This window comes from Frankia sp. AiPa1 (assembly GCF_023243075.1).
GTDB lineage: Bacteria > Actinomycetota > Actinomycetes > Frankiales > Frankiaceae > Frankia.
In genome coordinates this window covers 1-17,057 of sequence record NZ_JALKFZ020000163.1, presented here as the reverse complement: position 1 = coordinate 17,057, position 17,057 = coordinate 1, and the positions used below count along the sequence as shown (strand labels likewise).

At 72.0% G+C, this 17,057-nt stretch carries 12 protein-coding genes; 4 read left to right on the top strand and 8 right to left on the bottom strand.

The window, feature by feature from the left end; translation table 11 throughout:
- Window positions 1–832: 832 nt before the first annotated feature.
- Complete coding sequence (locus MXD95_RS18885; protein WP_250641990.1) at window positions 833–2,491, bottom strand: MFS transporter; 1,659 nt, start codon at window positions 2,489–2,491, stop codon at window positions 833–835.
- Between the two features lie 79 nt (window positions 2,492–2,570).
- On the opposite strand from MXD95_RS18885, the gene MXD95_RS18880 reads away from it, so the two are divergent.
- A complete protein-coding gene (locus MXD95_RS18880; protein ID WP_250641989.1) occupies window positions 2,571–3,347 on the top strand; it encodes a TetR/AcrR family transcriptional regulator in 777 nt (258 codons plus the stop codon).
- Between the two features lie 108 nt (window positions 3,348–3,455).
- On the opposite strand, the gene MXD95_RS18875 is transcribed toward MXD95_RS18880, so the two are convergent.
- From MXD95_RS18875 to MXD95_RS18850, 6 genes are all read right to left on the bottom strand, one after another.
- A complete protein-coding gene (locus MXD95_RS18875) occupies window positions 3,456–4,202 on the bottom strand; it encodes an SDR family NAD(P)-dependent oxidoreductase (protein WP_250641988.1) in 747 nt (248 codons plus the stop codon).
- Between the two features lie 146 nt (window positions 4,203–4,348).
- On the bottom strand, window positions 4,349–5,275 hold the full coding sequence (locus MXD95_RS18870; protein ID WP_250641987.1) for a TauD/TfdA dioxygenase family protein: 927 nt from the start codon (window positions 5,273–5,275) through the stop codon (window positions 4,349–4,351).
- 119 nt (window positions 5,276–5,394) lie between these two features.
- Window positions 5,395–6,162, bottom strand: a complete 768-nt coding sequence (locus MXD95_RS18865) for an ABC transporter ATP-binding protein (RefSeq protein WP_250642028.1) — start codon at window positions 6,160–6,162, stop codon at window positions 5,395–5,397.
- Window positions 6,163–6,296: 134 nt separating this feature from the next.
- Window positions 6,297–7,181 carry an ABC transporter permease gene (locus MXD95_RS18860; protein WP_250641986.1) on the bottom strand — a complete coding sequence of 295 codons (885 nt, stop codon included), beginning with the start codon at window positions 7,179–7,181 and terminating at the stop codon, window positions 6,297–6,299.
- Complete coding sequence (locus MXD95_RS18855; RefSeq protein WP_250641985.1) at window positions 7,178–8,179, bottom strand: ABC transporter substrate-binding protein; 1,002 nt, start codon at window positions 8,177–8,179, stop codon at window positions 7,178–7,180. Before MXD95_RS18855 ends, MXD95_RS18860 begins: the two co-directional genes overlap by 4 nt.
- 648 nt (window positions 8,180–8,827) lie before the next feature.
- Complete coding sequence (locus MXD95_RS18850; RefSeq protein WP_250641984.1) at window positions 8,828–9,424, bottom strand: MarR family winged helix-turn-helix transcriptional regulator; 597 nt, start codon at window positions 9,422–9,424, stop codon at window positions 8,828–8,830.
- Window positions 9,425–9,686: 262 nt separating this feature from the next.
- Here MXD95_RS18850 and MXD95_RS18845 point away from each other — a divergent pair, with 262 nt between their 5' ends.
- On the top strand, window positions 9,687–11,357 hold the full coding sequence (locus MXD95_RS18845) for a DHA2 family efflux MFS transporter permease subunit (RefSeq protein ID WP_250641983.1): 1,671 nt from the start codon (window positions 9,687–9,689) through the stop codon (window positions 11,355–11,357).
- 19 nt (window positions 11,358–11,376) lie between these two features.
- On the opposite strand, the gene MXD95_RS18840 is transcribed toward MXD95_RS18845, so the two are convergent.
- Window positions 11,377–14,757, bottom strand: coding sequence for a WD40 repeat domain-containing serine/threonine protein kinase (locus MXD95_RS18840; RefSeq protein WP_250641982.1), 3,381 nt, complete (start codon window positions 14,755–14,757; stop codon window positions 11,377–11,379).
- 377 nt (window positions 14,758–15,134) lie between these two features.
- Here MXD95_RS18840 and MXD95_RS18835 point away from each other — a divergent pair, with 377 nt between their 5' ends.
- Entirely contained in the window at window positions 15,135–16,052 is a 918-nt protein-coding gene (locus MXD95_RS18835) for an ABC transporter ATP-binding protein (RefSeq protein WP_250641981.1), read from the top strand.
- A 47-nt stretch (window positions 16,053–16,099) separates the two neighbouring features.
- Entirely contained in the window at window positions 16,100–16,936 is an 837-nt protein-coding gene (locus MXD95_RS18830) for an ABC transporter permease (protein WP_250641980.1), read from the top strand.
- Window positions 16,937–17,057 lie beyond the last annotated feature (121 nt).

Sequence of the window (17,057 nt, the reverse complement as noted above, 5' to 3'; positions counted from 1 at the left end):
CGTTGCGAAGCCGTGGGCTTCGGCGGCCGGGCTGCCGGCGCCCCTGCTTTCAGCGCTCCGGCTTTCGGCGAGGCGGCTTTCGGCGAGGCGGGTCGTGGCGCGGCGGGTCGTGGCGCGGCGGCCTTCGGTGAGGCGGGTCGTGGCGAGGCGGGTTGTGGAGACGCGGGTTGTGGAGATGCGGTACTGGTGGGTGCCGTCACGTCGTGGCGGGGCATCACGTAGGAACCACTTCCATCCGCGGACCGGGGGCAGGGGCGGCGCGGTCGCGGCGGCTTCGGTCTCGACCTTGATCGTGCTTGATCCCCGGCCTCGGCCTCGGCACACCACCGCCGGTGGTGTGCCCGCGGGAACCAGGACATGATCGCGCCGTCGTCCTGGATCGGCGTACGTTACCCCGCCGCCCGTTCACGGCGGGCAGGTGGTGCCTGTCAGTCCGCCCGCTCATCACCCGCCGTCGTCGCCGCAGGGCCGGACCGGCCATGCGATCGCAGGGGGTCACGCGTACGGTCGCCCCAGGCAGCCGGTCTGCGCGTGCCCGCTGGGCGGCAGTGGAGCGCTCCCGAGCGCGGCGGACAGTACGGCGGGAATCACAGCAGCCCGTCAAATCTCATCGCGCGTGGTGCCATCAAGCCTGGAGTATCACGATCTGTGATGGCGAATCTAGGGTAATGCGGCCCCAAGATTCAAACAGGTCGCCGTGGGGGGATTTGTGTCCGATTTGCCCCCCACGGCGACCTGTGTAGCGGGATCTTGACTCGGTGCCCGCTGCGGGGCGTGACCATCGACGAATGTGGACGCCCCTGTGACGGCTGAGGTCCGCGGCGGTCGCAGGTCAGTCGGTTCGGTGGGGGCGGAGCAGGAGGGCGACGGCGATGGCGGCCAGGGCGGTCGCGGCGGCGCCGCCGAGCAGGGCGACGGTCATGCCGTCGACGAACGCCGACTGGGCGTGGCCGCGGACCGGTTCGCCGAGGTGGGCCGCCAGGCCGAAGGACGCGCGGGCCTTGTCGGCGAGTGCCGGCGGTACGGCCGCGGGCAGCGACAGGTGGGAGCGGTAGGCCGAGCCGAGCAGGCTGCCGAGCACGGCGATCCCGAGCGCCCCGCCCAGCTCGCGGGACAGGTCATTGACGGCCGACCCGACGCCCTGCAGCGCTGGCGGCAGGCTGTCGGTGATGGCGGTCGTGGCCGGTGTCATCGCGAATCCCATCCCGAGACCGAGCGGGAACAGGCCGCCGGCAAGGAGTCCATAGGAGCTGCCCTCGTCCACCTGGGCCAGGATCGCCATCCCCGCGGTGAGCAGCAGCAGCCCGGCCACGCAGCAGGCGCGGGCGCCGATCCGGCCGGCGAGCTTCGGGGCGAGCCTGGACGCGGGAATCAGGCCCGCGGTCATCGGCAGCACACTGACCGCCGCCATCAGCGCACTGTCACCCCGGACGAGCTGCAGATACTGCATCAGCACGAAGATCAGGCCGAAGAACGCGAAGAACTGCAACATGATCGACAGTGATCCGGCCGCGAACGCCGGCCGGGTGAACAGCCGCGGGTCCAGCAACGGGTTGGACGTGCGCAGCTCCCAGCCGACGAATCCGGCCAGCAGCACCGCTCCGAGGCCGATCCCCACCAGGGTGGCTGCCGACAGCCAGCCATGCTCCGGCGCCTCGATGATCGAGTAGACCAGCGCGCCGAGCCCGGCGACGGCGAGCACCGCGCCGACAACGTCGATCGGCGGATGCTGCGGGTCGGCGGTGTCCGGCACGAACCGCCAGGTCCCGAGCAGGGCGACGGCGGCGAGCACCACGCCGAGGACGAACACCGCTCGCCAGGACCACACCTCGAGCAGCAGCCCCGACGCGAGCACGCCGACGACGGCGCTCGACCCGGCGACCGCGGCCCAGACGCTGACCGCCGCAGCCCGCCGCTCCCGGGGGAACGTCCCCGTGATCGTCGACAGCGTCGCCGGCATCACCAGCGCAGCCCCGAGCCCGAGAACGCAGCGCAACCCGATCAGCGCCGCCGCACTGGACGTGAACGGCGCCGCCGCCGACCCGGCTCCGAAGATCGCAAGCCCCGCGAGCAGCGCGCGGCGCCGACCGAGCCGGTCTCCGAGCGCTCCCGCCGGCAGCAGCAGAGAGGCGAAGACGAGGCTGTAGGCATCGATGATCCACGACAGCCGGGTCTGCGAGGCGTGCGTGTCCGTCGCGATCGACGGCAACGCCACGTTCAGTGACGACATCGCCGACACCACCGTCGCCAGCCCCAGGCAGGTCACCGCCAGCACTCGCCCGTGCCGCAGCCCCGAGCCGTCCGACGACGTGTCGGTCCGGTCCGCCTCTCTCCCGCCGCCGCTGGCACGGCCGCTGGCGCCGCCTCCGGCGTCCGCGTCGTCCGCACCGGCACGGACGGATGGCGATGGCCCTCCGCCCGTCGCGGACGGTGGCGCCTTCTGGTGCCGGGGCGCGGTGTTCGAGGCAGGGACGGCGGCTGGCGTGGTCATGGTCCGGGTCCTTTCGGAGTGGCGGGTCATCGAGCTCTGGACCGACCGTGCTCTCAGGAACTACGGTTGTTCAACCGTGATGAATTATTCGGCGGAGCCGCTCCCCGAGCCGCACGTCGAGCCGGAGCCTCAGTCGGCGTCGGAGGTGGAGGTGGAGGTGGGGGCGGACCTGACGCCCACGCCGCCCCCGCGCGGCCGGCGGCCGGGCCGTCCGGACGTGCGCGGTCAGATCCTCGAGGTGGCGCGGGATCGGTTCCGCCGTGAGGGCTATGAGGCGGTCACCATGCGCTCGCTGGCCGCCGATGCCGGTGTCGACGCGGCGTTGATCAGCTACTACTTCGGGTCCAAGAGCGGCCTGTTCGCCGCCGTCCTCGAACTCACCCTCAGCCCCACGGACATCATGGCCGGCCTGCTCCGCGGTGATCTTGAAACTTTGCCGCAGCGCCTGCTCCCGACCCTGCTCGCCGCATACGACAACCCGGAGACCGGTGTCCCGCTGATCGCCGGCATCCGCGCCGCGATGGCGGATCCCGAGCTCGCCGCGCTGATCCGTGGCGGCATCCACCGCCAGCTCGTCGACCGGCTGGCCGAGCGCATCGGCGGGGCCGACGCCCAGAGGCGTGCCGGCATCTTCGTCACCCAGATCGGCGGCCTGATCTTCACCCGCTACCTGCTCGCCGCCGAACCCGTGGCATCCATGCGCCCCGATGAAATAGTCCGCGCCTTCGGCCCGTCCCTGCGCACCACTCTCTTCGGCCCGGTCCCGGCCACGGCCGCACGGGCACCGGACGCCCGGTTCCGCTTCGGGACGCGCACCGGCACCTTCATCCACCGAGATCGAGACGGCCGCGCATGATCGCTGGACCGTACCGCCTTCTCATCCATCGAACCGCAGCAGGATCGAGCCTGCCGGCGATCTTCCGTGGGCTTCTTTCCGGGGTCCGCGGTTGTGGGCCGCGCGCGATCACACCGCGCCGCGGCCACCGTCCGCGTTGAGGACCACGCCGTGTATGAAGCTGGCCTCGTCGCTGGCGAGGAAGGCGATGACCCGCGCGATTTCCGCGGCGTCGGCAACGCGCCGTGCTGGGGCACGCGACGCCAGTCGCTCCAACGCCTGTACTCCGTACCCCACCCGCGTCCCTTCGGTGTAGGTCGGCCCTGGTGCCACCGCGTTGACCCGCACCCCGTGAGGCCCGTACTCCGCGGCCCAGGATTTGGTCAGCGCGTTGAGCGCGGCCTTGCTGGAGGCATAGATGGACGAGCCGGCCGCGCCGAAGCCGGCGACCATCGTCGTGACATTCACGACGATGCCGCTCGCGCGCTGCGCCATCGCCGGTGCCAGGGCGCCGACCAGGAAGTACGGGACCTTGACGTTGATCGCATACATGTCCTCGAACGCCCGCTCGGTCATGTCGCCGGTGGAACCGAACGAGGCGATCGCCGCGTTGTTGATCAGAACATCCACGCGGCCGGCGACCTCGGTCGCCCGCGCTGCCAGGTCCCGCGCGCTCGCCGCATCAGACAGCACCGCTGGCAGGAATTCCCCTTCGCCGTGGGCCGCGCGAATGTCCGCGACGACCTCGCGCCCTCGGTCCGGGTCACGACCAGTGACAAGAACATGGGCGCCGCGCGAGGCGAACAGGGCAGCAGTCGCTGCGCCGATCCCACTCGTCGAGCCAGTGATGAGTACCACTTTGCCCTCAAAGTCCATGAGATCATCTTAATTCGTCCGTACGGCTCGCTTATCCAACCGCGGCAGGCGACCTGAGGTGCAGTGAACTGGTATGGGAGTGCGATGAGGGTCCGGCGGTCCGGTTGGACTGGCCGGACCCTCGATGGTCACGGCGTTCGCGAGAGTCAGCGGGGCTCGTCGCCGCGCAGGGTGACGCGCTGGATCACGCGGTGTGCGTTGCCGAAGTCGCCGACGACGGCGTGCTGGGTCGCGCGGTTGTCCCAGAAGCCGATGGTTCCCGGCTGCCAGTGGTAGCGCAACGTGAACTCCGGGCGCACCGAATGATGGTAGAGGAAGGCGAGCAGCGCGTCGCTCTCGGCGGGCTTCAGCTCCTTGATGTGGGAGGTGAAGCCGGGGTTCACGAACAGCGACCGCTTTCCGGTCTCCGGGTGCGTGCGCACGACCGGGTGCTCGACCGGCTCGAGCTTGGTGAAGGTCTCGCCCTCCCAGTGGCCCTCGCCGACCAGGTCGAGGATGACCCTGAACTGGTCCTCGCCGTCGTGGACGGCGGTCAGTGTGCTCAGGAACTCCTGCAGCGCCGGGCTGAGATCGTCGAAGGCGGCCTCCTGGCTGGAGAACAGGGTGTCACCCCCGGCCCGGGGCACCTCGACCGCGCGCAGGATCGAGCCGAGCGGCGGGCGCTTCACGAAGGTCACGTCGGTGTGCCAGTGCAGTCCGCGCGAGACGTCGCTGACCTTGCCATAGGCCGCCGCGAGCTCCCTGGCCTCGGTGTAGTTGATCTGGAACACCTCGGGTTGGTCAGCCAGACCCGGGATCACCGGGTGGCCCTCCGTCGGCTCGCCGAAGCGACGGGCGAAGGCGAGGTGCTCCCGCGGCGTCAGATCCTGGCCCGGGAAGAAGACGACCTTGTAGTGCAGCCAGGCGGTGCGGATCGCCGCGATCTCGCCGTCGTCGAGGGTGCGCAGGTCGAGGCCGGGAATCTCGGCGCCGAGGTGGCCGGAGAGCGGGATCACCTCGAACGGGAGGTCGGGCGCCGAGGACCCGGCCGCGGCGGGGCGGACGGTCACTTCTGGCTCAGCGGTGACGGTCATTGCGGTATCTCCTTGCGAGGTGGGTCGGGACGTGGCGCCTGGGGCCTGGGGTGGGAGACGCCGGCGGCGGCCGGGCGTCCGGGCGGCCGGGGGGCTGGGGTCGATGCGCCGGGGTCGGCTCAGCCGGCCTGCGGTGCTGCCGCGGACGACGCGTGGATACCGGCGGCGTTCTCGTCGATGCCGAGTTCGCGCAGGAGCCGCGAGCGCAGGACGGTGAAGGCCTCGTCGCCGCGTAGCCGCGGACTGGGCAGCCCGACGGGGACGTCGAGCGAGATGTGCCCGTCGGTGAGGACCAGCACGCGGTCGGCCAGCAGGATCGCCTCGTCGACGTCGTGCGTCACGAGCAGGACGGTCGGCCGGTGCCGGCCGCACAGCTCCTGCACCAGCGCGTGCATCCTGATCCGGGTCAGGGCGTCGAGCGCGCCGAAGGGCTCATCGAGCAGGAGCAGCGCCGGCTCGCGGACGAGGGCCCGGGCGAGAGCCGCGCGTTGTGCCTCGCCGCCGGAGAGGGTCTTCGGCCAGTCCCGCTCGTGGCCGGTCAGACCGACCTCGCCCAGCGCCGCGCGCCCGCGTTCGGCCGCCGCGGCGCCGCGCTGACCCAGAGTCACGTTGTCCAGCACGCTCTTCCACGGCAGCAGCCGCGGGTCCTGGAAGACGACGGCCCGGCGTTCGGGGACGAGCAGCTCCCCGCCGGCCTCGGAGTCGAGACCGGCGAGGGCGCGCAGGAGGGTGCTCTTGCCCGAGCCGCTGCGGCCGAGCAACGCCACGAACTCGCCGGGCGCGGCCTCGAGATCGATGCCGCGCAGCACCCGGCGCGGTCCGAACGACCGGGTCAGGCCGCGCGTGACGAAACCGGCGGCGGCATCCGTCGGTGTCGTGCCCGACACGTTGTGGCCCGAAACCGTCGTGGCCGTCTCCGTCGTGGCTGTCGACGTGGGGGTGGCCGGCGACGTGGCTGCTTGCGTCGCGGCGGTCTCCGTCGTGGTCGCCGACTGTCGGGTGGACCCCGCGGTGTGCGTGTTCAGCGTCCCGGCTGCCAACGTAGGACCCTCCTGTCGAGAATTCGGATGAGCCCGTCCGAGATCAGGCCGAGCAGGGCGTAGACGACGAGGCAGAGCACGATCACGTCCGACTGGAAGAACGTCTGTGCACGGATCATGAGATAGCCGATGCCGCTGTGGGCGTTCATCTGCTCGGCGAACACCAGCAGCAGCCAGGCGACGGCCGTCGCGAGCCGTAGGCCGACGAGAAAGCTGGGCAGCGCACCTGGAATGACCACGTGACGGATCAGTGCGGCGCGGCCGAGCCCGGCGACGTCGGCAAGCTCGCGATAGCCCGGGTTGAGTGACCTGATGGCGACCGAGGTGTTCACGTAGATCGGGAACGCCACGCCCATCACGAGCAGGCTGATCTTCGCGGTCTCACCCAGTCCGAGCCACAGGATGAGCAGGGGCTGCAGGCCGATGATCGGCACGAAGCGCAGCATCTGGATGTTCCCGTCGACGAGGTCGTCGCCGACCCGGGTCAGCCCGGACGCGAGCGCGAGGACCACCCCGATGGGCACACCGAGCCCGAGGCCCCACAGAACCCGCCACAACGATGCCCGAAGCGCCGACCAGAGCGTTCCGTCCTGGATGAGATCCCAGCCGACGGTGACCACCGCGGAGGGACCCGCCAGCACCCGCGGGCTGAGCCACCCGGCGCTCGACGCTGTCTGCCATCCCGCGAACAGCAGCACCACTCCCGCCAACCGCTCGACGCCGCGGGGAATTCGAAAGCGGGCCCGAGCCGCCTGGTCGGGCCGACGCGTCGGCAGTCGCACCAGGCCGGGGCGGGGCTGCGCGGCGGCGATGACCGGCCCGGTGACCGGCGCACGGACGGTCCTGGTCAGATCGGAGCCTGTCATTGGCCCTGCGCCTTCGCGACGACCTGGTTGAACCGGGTGTCGAACTCCTCGGAGACGTCGACCTTCGTCGGGATCTCACCCGCGCTCTGGAAGAGGTCGGCCAGACGCTGCTGGGGGGCGATGATCCCGCCGGGAAGCTGGACGAAGGTCGGCGTGCCGGTGGTGGCGACGATCTCGTTCGCGCGAGCCTGGGTCAGGCCGTACAACGTGACGTAGATGGCGTTCGTGTACACGCCGGGGTGCGAACTGAGATAGACGGACGCCTTCGCCAGCCGGGTGATGTAGTCGGCCTCGGCGGCCGTCTTCGCGGGGCTCGCGAGCACCGAGTCGCTGGCGATGATGTAGTTGGAACGGTCGGGCAGCTCCGTCGTGCTCGCGACGTTCCTGGCGGTCGGGTTCTTGGCCAGAAAGGCGCTGGTCAGTGGCTCGATGGACAGGCCCGCGTCGACGGAGCCGCTTTGCAACGCCGCGGCGACCTGGGTCTGCTGGATATCGACCGAGGTGACGTCGGACAGCTTCAGCCCGGCGCTGTCTAGGGCCTGGAGAAGCACCGCCTCGCCCGCGGTGCCCTTCTGGTAGGCGACCTTCTTACCCCGCAGGGAATTCCAGCCGGTGATGTCCGTGTGGCCCGGGGCGCTGACGAGCTGATAGCTGCCCGTCTTGTACTGGAATCCGGCCACCGCGCGCAGCGCCTGCTTTCCGGCCTGCGCGAAGATCAGAGGAGTGCTGCCGACGGTGCCGGTGTCGAGCGCTCCGGCCTCGAAGGCCTGAAGCATCGGCGGGCCACCGATGAACGCCGAGTACTGGACCTTGTATGGGAAGTCGCTGTCCTGGCCGGACAGGTGCAGCAGGTTCTTGAGGAAGTCCAGCTGGTCGCCCACCCGCAGCGTCGTGCCGGACGGGATGGTCGTGCTGAGGGCCACCGGGGTGGCGGTAGCGGCAGTCTCGCCACTACTGGAACGGGTCGACGCGCCACTGTCGCACGCCGCTGCGGTCACGGCCAATGCGACGACGACGAGGAATCGTGAGACGGCACGAAAAGCGAGACGGGAACGCACGGACATCCATTTCCAGGCAGCATGACAGTCGCCGACCGCGACGGGAGGCGTGGCGGTGCGGCACGGTGGACAGGCGAAAAGCGGGTAACGGGGTCGGCGGTATGCGTGCCGTGGCGCGGCACTTGCGCACGCGAGCAGCGGTCATCCGGGGCAAGAACGTGCGGGAAGCGGGTAAGGGGTGCGCGGGAAACAGACCCTGCATCAGGGGCGCACGAGACATGAACGTGCGAAAAGGAGGCGACGGCGGCACGGTGGTCGCGTAGCCCGATACCCCACGGACTCAGAGTGCCGAGATGTGCCCAGCCGTCAGCTCGGACACAGAGCGCTACAGATGCGCTTGAAGTCGACGCAGCGGCGCAAGGTCAGCGCCGCAGTGCAACCCATCGTCGACATAGTGCCGATAGTCGACCAGACCGATCGAGATTGTCAACAGCCCGCCCGGCGCTCGTGGACGTCATCGCCCTGGCCTCCCGGTGAGGTTCGACCCTCCGTCACGATGGCGCTGACCTGGACGCACCCTGAGTCCCGCGGGCGGTGCTGATAGCGGGCGCGTGGACGACATCGGCGGGTGTGATCGACCAGGGGTGATCAGGCGGGGGGTGGGCCGACGGGGTGTGGGCGCAGGGCCTCGAGGATGCGGGGCTCGGCGTCGACGACGCGGAGCAGGAGGCGCAGTAGCTGCGCCTGGTCGTCCGTGGAGAGTCGCCGCAGCGACTCGGGCGGGACGGAGAGCAGCTCCTGGGCGCGGGCCAGTACACGCTCGCCTTCCTCGGTGAGCGCCACCGTCTTCGCCCGCCGGTCGGTCGGGTGTGGTTCGCGGCGGGCGACGCCCCGGCGTTCGAGCAGGTCGACGATGCTGGTCAGGTAGCTCGGGTCGTACCGGAACGTCTCGACGAGCGCGCGCATGGGTCGCGGGCCGCTGGAGAGCACCATGAGCATCTTCAGGGCGGCGGGAGTGAGGTCGAGCTCCTGGCAGACGATGTGCATCCGGCTGGGTGCCTCGCCACTGAAGGTCAGTGCCAGCATCGCCCGCCACGCCTCGCGAGCCGCCGAAGTGCTCGGCGTGCCCGAACTCGGTTCCACCGCATCCGGTATCGATGGGCTCGGCGCTCCCGGGTCGGCCGGCCGGGTGGTTGGCACCTCGCGGATGTGGGTTGCCTCGGCAGCCGCGTCCCGGATGGTCACAGTGCGCGTCCTCCCATCCCTCTCGACTCCCGCCGCGCCTCGATCGGCGCGTCGATCATGCCTCGATCGTACGGGACATCGCCCCCATCCTGTTGTTGCTTCCACAATATATTTGACGCAACTCAATGACAAGGTGGATGCTGGTGTTCGTCAGGGAGGGGAGCGTCGGCACTGGCTGACGACATCGATCGGGCCGATCGGCCGGGATGTCGCTGTCCGTCCTGGTACCCACCTCGTCTCGTCTCTCGCCACGGAGATCAACGTGCCCGATCAGCCGAACGCGGCCTCGCCGCCCGACGGCATCCCGTCCACCGGCGCGCCGTCCGCCAGCCCGCCGCCTGCCGGCACCCCGTCCGTCAGCGCGCCGTCCTCGGGCGCGGCGCCCGCCGCGGCCTCCGACGACAAGTTGGATCCGGCGCTGATCCGGTTGTCCGCGACCGTCATGCTCGGCGCGATCATGGTGATCCTCGACACGACGATCGTGTCGGTCGCCATTCACGCGCTTGGCAACGAGTTCCACACCTCGCTGTCCACCATCTCCTGGGTCAGCACCGGCTACCTGCTGGCGCTGGCCGTCGTGATCCCGCTGGCCGGCTGGTCGGTCGAGCGGTTCGGCGCGGTGCGGATGTGGACGATCTCGCTGACACTTTTCGTGCTCGGCAGTGCGCTGTGCGGGCTGGCCTGGTCGGCGGAGGCGCTGATCGTCTTCCGGGTCCTGCAGGGCATTGGCGGCGGCATGATCATGCCGATCTGCATGACACTGCTCGCCCAGGCTGCCGGCCCCACCCGGATGAACCGGGTGATGAGCATCATCGGAGTTCCGACGCTGCTCGCGCCGGTGCTCGGGCCGGTCGTCGGCGGTCTGATCGTCGATCATCTGAGCTGGCGCTGGATCTTCTACGTGAACGTGCCGCTCGGTGCGCTCGCGTTGTTCCTCGCCTGGCGGGTGCTGCCGCGCGGCGACCGCGGTTCCGCCAGCCAGCGGCTGGATGTGCGCGGCCTCGCACTTATCTCGCCAGGCCTCGCCGCGCTCGTCTACGGGCTGTCCGAGGCGGGCAACGGCGGCGGATTCGGCTCCGTGCAGGTGGAGATCAGCATCGCCCTCGGTCTGGTCCTGCTGATCGGTTTCGTGGTGCACGCGCTGCGCACCCGAGGCGCCCTGCTCGACCTGCGCCTGTTCCGCGACAAGACGTTCACCGTCGCGAGCGTCGCCACGTTCGTCATCGGCGCCATGCTGTTCGGCGCGCTGTTCCTGCTGCCGCTGTACTACCAGGTCGCGCGGGGGGACAGCGCCAGCCACGCCGGCCTGCTGCTCGCCCCGCAGGGGCTGGGCGCGATGATCTCCATGGCGATCGGCGGCCGGGTCGCCGACAGGCGCGGGCCGCGCGCGGTCGTCCCGCTCGGCATGCTGCTCTCGCTGCTCGGCTCCCTTGCGTTCACCCAGCTCGACGGGCACACCAACACCGGCCTGCTGACCGGCGCGCTGTTCGTGCGCGGCCTGGGCTTCGGCGCGGCGATGATGCCCGCGATGGCCGCCGCCTACGCGACCCTCGCACCGTCCGCGGTGCCGCGGGCGACCACCACGCTGAACATCCTGCAGCGGGTCGGCGGATCGTTGGCCACGGCGCTCGTCGCCGTCGAGCTGCAGCACGCCATCGCCCACCGACTGCCGGGCGTGACCGGTGGGTCGGCGCTCGCGGAGTCCGCCGGGGTGAAACTGCCCGGGCCGATCGCCGACAAGGTCGGCGAGGCGTTCGGCTCGACGTTCTGGTGGATCGTCGCCCTGACCGCCGTCGGTTTCGTCGCGAGCCTTTTCCTGCCCGGCCGCCCGGCGCCGGCCGCGTCAGCGTCGACCCCACCGGGGCCGCACGCCGCGGACGCCGCCGATTCCCAGCCCGCGGCGCCGCGCGCCGTACCCGTTCCGGTCGAATAGCGGCCGCTGGCCGTTTCCGTCAGGGGCAGGACGAACGGTAGGGGACGTCGGGGATGACGCCGGCCCAGGCGGCCGGCGTCATCCGTGCGTCGGAGCGTGCGCAGATGGCCCTGATCAGAGCTGCCGGGTCAAGGCTCCACAGGCGGGCGGTGCCGTCGTCCGCGGCGGTCGCGAGCCACCGGCCGTCCGGTGCGAACGCCACCGTGTTGACGGTCCCGGCGTGCCCGGTCAGGGTGGTCAGCGGTGCGGGGGCGGTCGGCCTGGCCGTGTCCCACAGACGGACGGAGCCACCGTCCCCGGCGCTGGCGGCCAGCCGCCCGTCGGGGGCGAACGAGATGCTGCGGGCCTCGCCCTTCCCGTGGGTGACGGTGGCATCCAGGTGGGGGTGGGTGGGCTCGGTGACGTCCCACAGCCGCACGCCGCCGTCGGCGTGGGCAGCGGCCAGCGTGTGCCCGTCCGGTGCGAACGTGACGGCCCGGACCAGGCCACCCGCGACCGGCACGACCCCGGCGGAGGTCGGCCTCGTCGGCGTGCTGACATCCCACAACCGGATGGTCCCGCCGACGCCGGCCGTGGCCAGCAGCCGTCCGTTCGGGGCGAAGGCGACGGTCAGGACGCCGGTGGTGTCCTCGGGCAGGGTCGCGAGCTGCTTCGGTTCGGTCGGTGTGGCGAGATCCCACAGGCGGATCGTCCGGTCGCTGCTGGCGGTGGCGAGCAGCCGCCCGGTGGGTGCGAAAGCCAGAGCGTTCACCGCCCCGCGGTGCGCGGGAATCGTGGCCTGCCGAACCGGGCTCGCCGGGGCGTGGACGTCCCACAGGCCCACGGTGGTGTCGCCGCTGCCCGTGGCGAGCACCTGCCCGTCGGGACTGAGAGCGAGGCCGAACACCGGGCCGGTGTGCCCGGCGAGCGTGGGCATCGGCGAGTGGGCCGGGAGCGTCCACATCCGGGCAAGGCCGCAGGACAGGATGTGCAGGGACTGGCCGGACGGACAGATCTTCTCGGACGGCCGCGCGCAGCCCGCCTTCGTCCTCGTCGTGCCGTCCGGGCAGGTGAGCGTGGCCGCCCGGACGCAGGTCCCTGACCCATCCGGGCGGTCAGCGCCATCCGCGCCATCCGGGTCGCCCGGGCTCGGCGACGACCCGTCCGGGCAGGCCGTGGCGAGCACGGTCTCGCACGTTCCGGCGGCCGTGAGCGTTCCGAGCAGGCAGATCCGCTCGGCCGGCCGGGAGCACCCCTGCGGGGTCGGGGTGCCCGAGCGGCAGATCGCCGGGGCGACACACCGACCAGAGACCGCCGTCTGCCCGTCCGGACAGATGGGGGCGATCGGCTGGCAGCCGGCGGCGCCACTCCCGCCGGGCGAGGCGTTCACCCCCGGGCTCGCACCCGTTCCGGGGCTGGCCCGCGGCGGGCTGCCGCTCGGCGGGCTGGCGCAGGTGGGCGCGGTGGTCGGCTGCGCGACCGGGTCGGCGACGCACTGCTGGCCCTCCGGCGTCAGCCCGGTGGGGCAGTCCGGGGTGGTCAGGCACCGGTCCTGGCTCAGGGTGCCGCCGGTGCGACACTGGTAGACCGGCGGCGACACGCAGCTCTGCCCGTGGCGGGTCGAGCCGACCGGGCAGGTCCGGTTCACCGTCCGCAGGCACGCGCCGTCCGGCGGGGACGTGCCGGTCGAGAACGTCCAGCCGGCCGGGCAGTTCCCCTGCGCGGGGGACACGCACTGGCCGCTGCCGGAGGCGGTGGAGCCGGCCGGGCAGACCGGGCTTCCCGGGGACGGCCCGGTACTCGCGGTCGCGAGAGCATGACCGCCGGGTGCGAACGCCACCGCCAGCATCTGGCCGTCGCCGTCGGTGAGGACCTCCGGTTGGCTGACTGGCAGGCCGGCCGCGATCAGCGCCGCACGCGACCCGGCGGTGGGGGACAGGCGGAAGGCGGCGACGGCGAGCCGCCGGGCCTGCGCCGGGTCGGTGTCGCTGACCTGCAACGACTGTGCGGCGATCCGGCGAGAGACCGCTGCGGTGTCCGTGGCGCCGGCCCCCCTGCCACGCCAGACGACCACGGTCGTCACCAGCACGACCACCGCGGCGAGCATGGCGATGGCCGCGAGCAGGCGGCGTCCACGGCGTGCCGGGCTCGGACGGACCGGGGCCGCCGCGGCGTTCGGCGGCAGCGACAGCACCGGGCTCACGTCGAAGGTGACGGTCGCGTCGGGACCGTTCGCGCGGGCCGTCCCGCCCCTGCGACCCGCGCCTGGGCCGCCGTCGCCCAGGACGCCGTCGGCCAGGATGGGGTCGCTCAGGCCGCCGTCGGCCGAGGGGTCGTGGCCCGAGACGTGGCCTGGGACGTCGTCGCCCAGGGCGTTGTCTCCTGGGCCGCCGTCGCCCGTCGGGTGCTCGCCCAGCAGCCGCATCAGCAGGTCATGGGCGTTGGGCCGGGCGGCTGGGTCCTTCGACATCGCCGCCTCGACCAGGGGGCGCAGCCGCAGGTCGAGACCGTCCAGGCGCGGCTGTTCGTGCACGGTCCGGTAGAACTGGGCGTGCACCGGGACGTCGTCCCCGAACGGCTCGCGGCCGGTACCGGCGTAGGCGATGAGCCCACCCCAGGCGAAGATGTCCGCCGCCGGGGTGATCACGTCGTGTCTGATCTGCTCGGGGGCCATGAACGCCGGCGTCCCGAGGAACGCCGCCGCGTGACTGAGCCCCGAGGTGGCGTCCACGGCCCGCGCCACCCCGAAGTCGATGACCTTCGGCCCGGTCGCCGAAAGCAGCACGTTGGACGGTTTGAGGTCGCGGTGCACGATCCCCGCGCGGTGGATCGCGGTCAGTCCGGTAGCGACGGCCACGGCGAGCTGCTTGAGGGCGTCCGCCGGCAGCGGGCCATCGGCCTTGACCTTCTGCCGCAGGGTCGGCCCGGGCAGATACTCGGTGACCAGGTAGGGCCGGGGTGCCTCGGGGTCGGCGTCGAGCACGGCGGCCGTGCAGAAACCGTCGACCGTCCGGACGAGCTCGACCTCCCGCCGAAAGCGCGCCCGGAACTGCGGATCCGTGGCCAGCTCGACCCGGATCAGCTTGACCGCGACCGCCCGCCCGTCCATCGACCGTTCGTCCGCGTCACGGCTGTGCGCGTCACGGCTGTCCGCGCCTCGTCCGTCCGGGCCGTCGCCGTCCGGGCCGTAGTCGTCCGCGTCGTAGCCAGGGCCGTCGACGCCGTGGCTGCCCGTGCCGTGGCTGTCCGCCACCGCGGTGCTCCCGGTCGGGGACCTTCTCGCTCGGCCAAGGTAGACGCTGCCCATACCGCCCGCGCCCAGACGGCCGAGTAGCTGGTAGGGCCCAACCTGGGCGGGATCCTCGGGCTCCAGCGGTTGTACGGCCCACGGCTGTGCGGCCTGCTGCTCGCCGTGCGTCATATGGCAGCCTCTCCGCCGGTTCCGCTGGAGGCCTGCCGAGAGTGGCCGGATCGCCCCGGTAGCGCAGCATCGTAGTGCCCTTCGCGGCGCCCCGGGCGCCATGGGTCCTGTGTACGACACCCCTGACGCTGTCGGCGATTTCGCGGGACGCGGGTCCGGCCCGGCCCGCGCCGGGCAGCGAGCCGAAAGCCCGCCCGGTAACAGGGACGGTGCCATCCACCGATCGGTGGATGGGGGGAGTCCACCCGGCGGGGCGCCAGATGCAGCCGCGCGGGCGATGTTGAGGCGACCGGTTCCGCGAGATCGTCGTGGACGTCAACGACGGGGACGCCGGCGCCACACCAGGGCGACGTCCGACAGCGCGGGAGGTGCGGGCAATGACGGCGATCGAGGTGGCCGGTCTTCGCAAGGCGTACGGGGAACGGATCGCGGTGCGTGACGTGTCGTTCTCCGTGGCCGAGGGGGAGATCTTCGGCCTGCTGGGGCCGAACGGGGCCGGCAAGAGCACGACGGTCGAGTGCGTCGCCGGGCTTCGGCAGCCGAGCGGCGGCTCCGTGCGGGTGTTCGGCCACGACCCGGTGCGCGAGCGGGCGGCGGTGACGGCGCGGCTCGGCGTCCAGTTGCAGGACAGCCAGGTGCAGGCGAACCTGCGGGTCCGCGAGGCCCTGCGGCTGCAGGCGTCGTTCTACCCGGACCCGGCCGACCCGGACGAGCTGCTGGAGATCCTCGGGCTGACCCGGCAGGCGGGCGTGCGGTTCGGCAAGCTTTCCGGCGGGCAGCGCCAGCGGCTGTCGATCGCGCTGGCCCTCGTCGGCCAGCCGGACGTGGCGATCCTCGACGAGCTGACCACCGGGCTGGACCCGGCCGCGCGCCGCGACACCTGGGATCTCATCGCCGCGGTGCGTGACCGTGGGGTGACGATCCTGCTCGTCACGCACTTCATGGACGAGGCCGAGCGGCTGTGCGACCGCGTCGCGGTGATCGACGCGGGCCGCGTGGTGGCCTGCGACTCACCGTCGATGCTCACCACCCGGGTGGACGCCGGGCAGCGCATCCGCTTCGTCCCGTCGCAGCCGCTGGACGAGCGGGAGCTCGCCGGGCTGCCCGGCATCGAATCGGCCACCCGGCAGGGCGAGGAGTTCCTCGTCGTCGGGGACGGCGAGGCCCTGTCCGTGCTGACCGCGCATCTGGCCCGCCGCGGGGTACTGGCTCACCGGCTGCGGGTCGAGCAGGCCAGCCTCGACGACGCCTACCTTGCCCTCACCGCCCACGCGCCCGCCGCGCAGGCGTCGTGACCGTCCGCTCCACCTACGTCATCCCGCCGGTGCCCGAGGAGTACGCCATGACATCGATCGCGCCGCTCACCTCGTCCACTACCCGTGACTCCGTGGACCGTTCCCGTTCCCGTACTGGGCCGCGCGGCACGGCGCCGACCACCAGACGGAACCCGTTCTGGGAGCTCGCGCGGGTCGAGGCCCTGCTGTTCGGCCGGTCGGCCGGCAGCGTCGTCTGGACGGCCCTGATCCCCCTGGCCGCGGTGATCGTGCTGGGCGCCATCCCCGGCACGCGGCATCCGAGCGGCTCGTTCGGCGGCCGCAGCGCCCTGGAGACCTGGCTGCCGGTCCTGATGATGTACGAGTTCCTGATCACGGCGGCGAATCTGCTGCCGGCGGTGCTCGCCGGTTATCGGGAGCGGGGCATTCTGCGCCGGCTGTCGACCACACCGGTGCCGCCGTCGCGGCTGCTCTGTGCACAGGCGCTGATCTACCTCTCGCTCGCCCTCGTCGTGGACGTGGTGATGCTCGTCATCGCGGTCGTCGCCGGCACGCCGATGCCCGACCAGTTCGCCGGGTTCCTGCTTACGCTGCTGCTGGTCGCGGCGGCGACGCTGGGTATCGGCCTGCTGCTGGCGGCGCTTGCCCCGGGGGAGAAGGCCGCGAACGCGCTGAGCCTGGTGGTGTTCTTCCCGATGCTGTTCTTCGCCGGCATGTGGGTTCCGCGCTCGGAGATGCCGGACGCGCTGCGCGTCGTCAGTGACGTCACGCCGCTGGGCGCCGGCGCCCGCGCCGTGCAGGACACCCTCGACGGGCACTGGCCCGCCGTCACAGCCCTGCTGGTGCTCGTGGCCTATGCCGCGGTGTTCGGCACGATTGCCGTCCGCCGGTTCCGCTGGCAGTGACCGGCCGCGACATGCTCTTCCTCGACCAGCGGCCGGCGGGCGGCGCGCCCCCCCCCCCCCCCGGCCCCCCCCCCCCGCCGCCCCCCCCCCGGCGCCGGCTACCATCCCCCCCCACGCGGGG

What these genes read in the sequence shown, in the direction of transcription:
- MXD95_RS18835 (WP_250641981.1), top strand. Translation starts at nt 15,135, where the DNA reads ATGACGGCGATCGAGGTGGCCGGTCTTCGCAAGGCGTACGGGGAACGG.
- MXD95_RS18840 (WP_250641982.1), bottom strand. Translation starts at nt 14,757, where the DNA reads ATGACGCACGGCGAGCAGCAGGCCGCACAGCCGTGGGCCGTACAACCG.
- MXD95_RS18830 (WP_250641980.1), top strand. Translation starts at nt 16,100, where the DNA reads ATGACATCGATCGCGCCGCTCACCTCGTCCACTACCCGTGACTCCGTG.
- MXD95_RS18870 (WP_250641987.1), bottom strand. Translation starts at nt 5,275, where the DNA reads ATGACCGTCACCGCTGAGCCAGAAGTGACCGTCCGCCCCGCCGCGGCC.
- MXD95_RS18875 (WP_250641988.1), bottom strand. Translation starts at nt 4,202, where the DNA reads ATGGACTTTGAGGGCAAAGTGGTACTCATCACTGGCTCGACGAGTGGG.
- MXD95_RS18880 (WP_250641989.1), top strand. Translation starts at nt 2,571, where the DNA reads ATGAATTATTCGGCGGAGCCGCTCCCCGAGCCGCACGTCGAGCCGGAG.
- MXD95_RS18860 (WP_250641986.1), bottom strand. Translation starts at nt 7,181, where the DNA reads ATGACAGGCTCCGATCTGACCAGGACCGTCCGTGCGCCGGTCACCGGG.
- MXD95_RS18885 (WP_250641990.1), bottom strand. Translation starts at nt 2,491, where the DNA reads ATGACCACGCCAGCCGCCGTCCCTGCCTCGAACACCGCGCCCCGGCAC.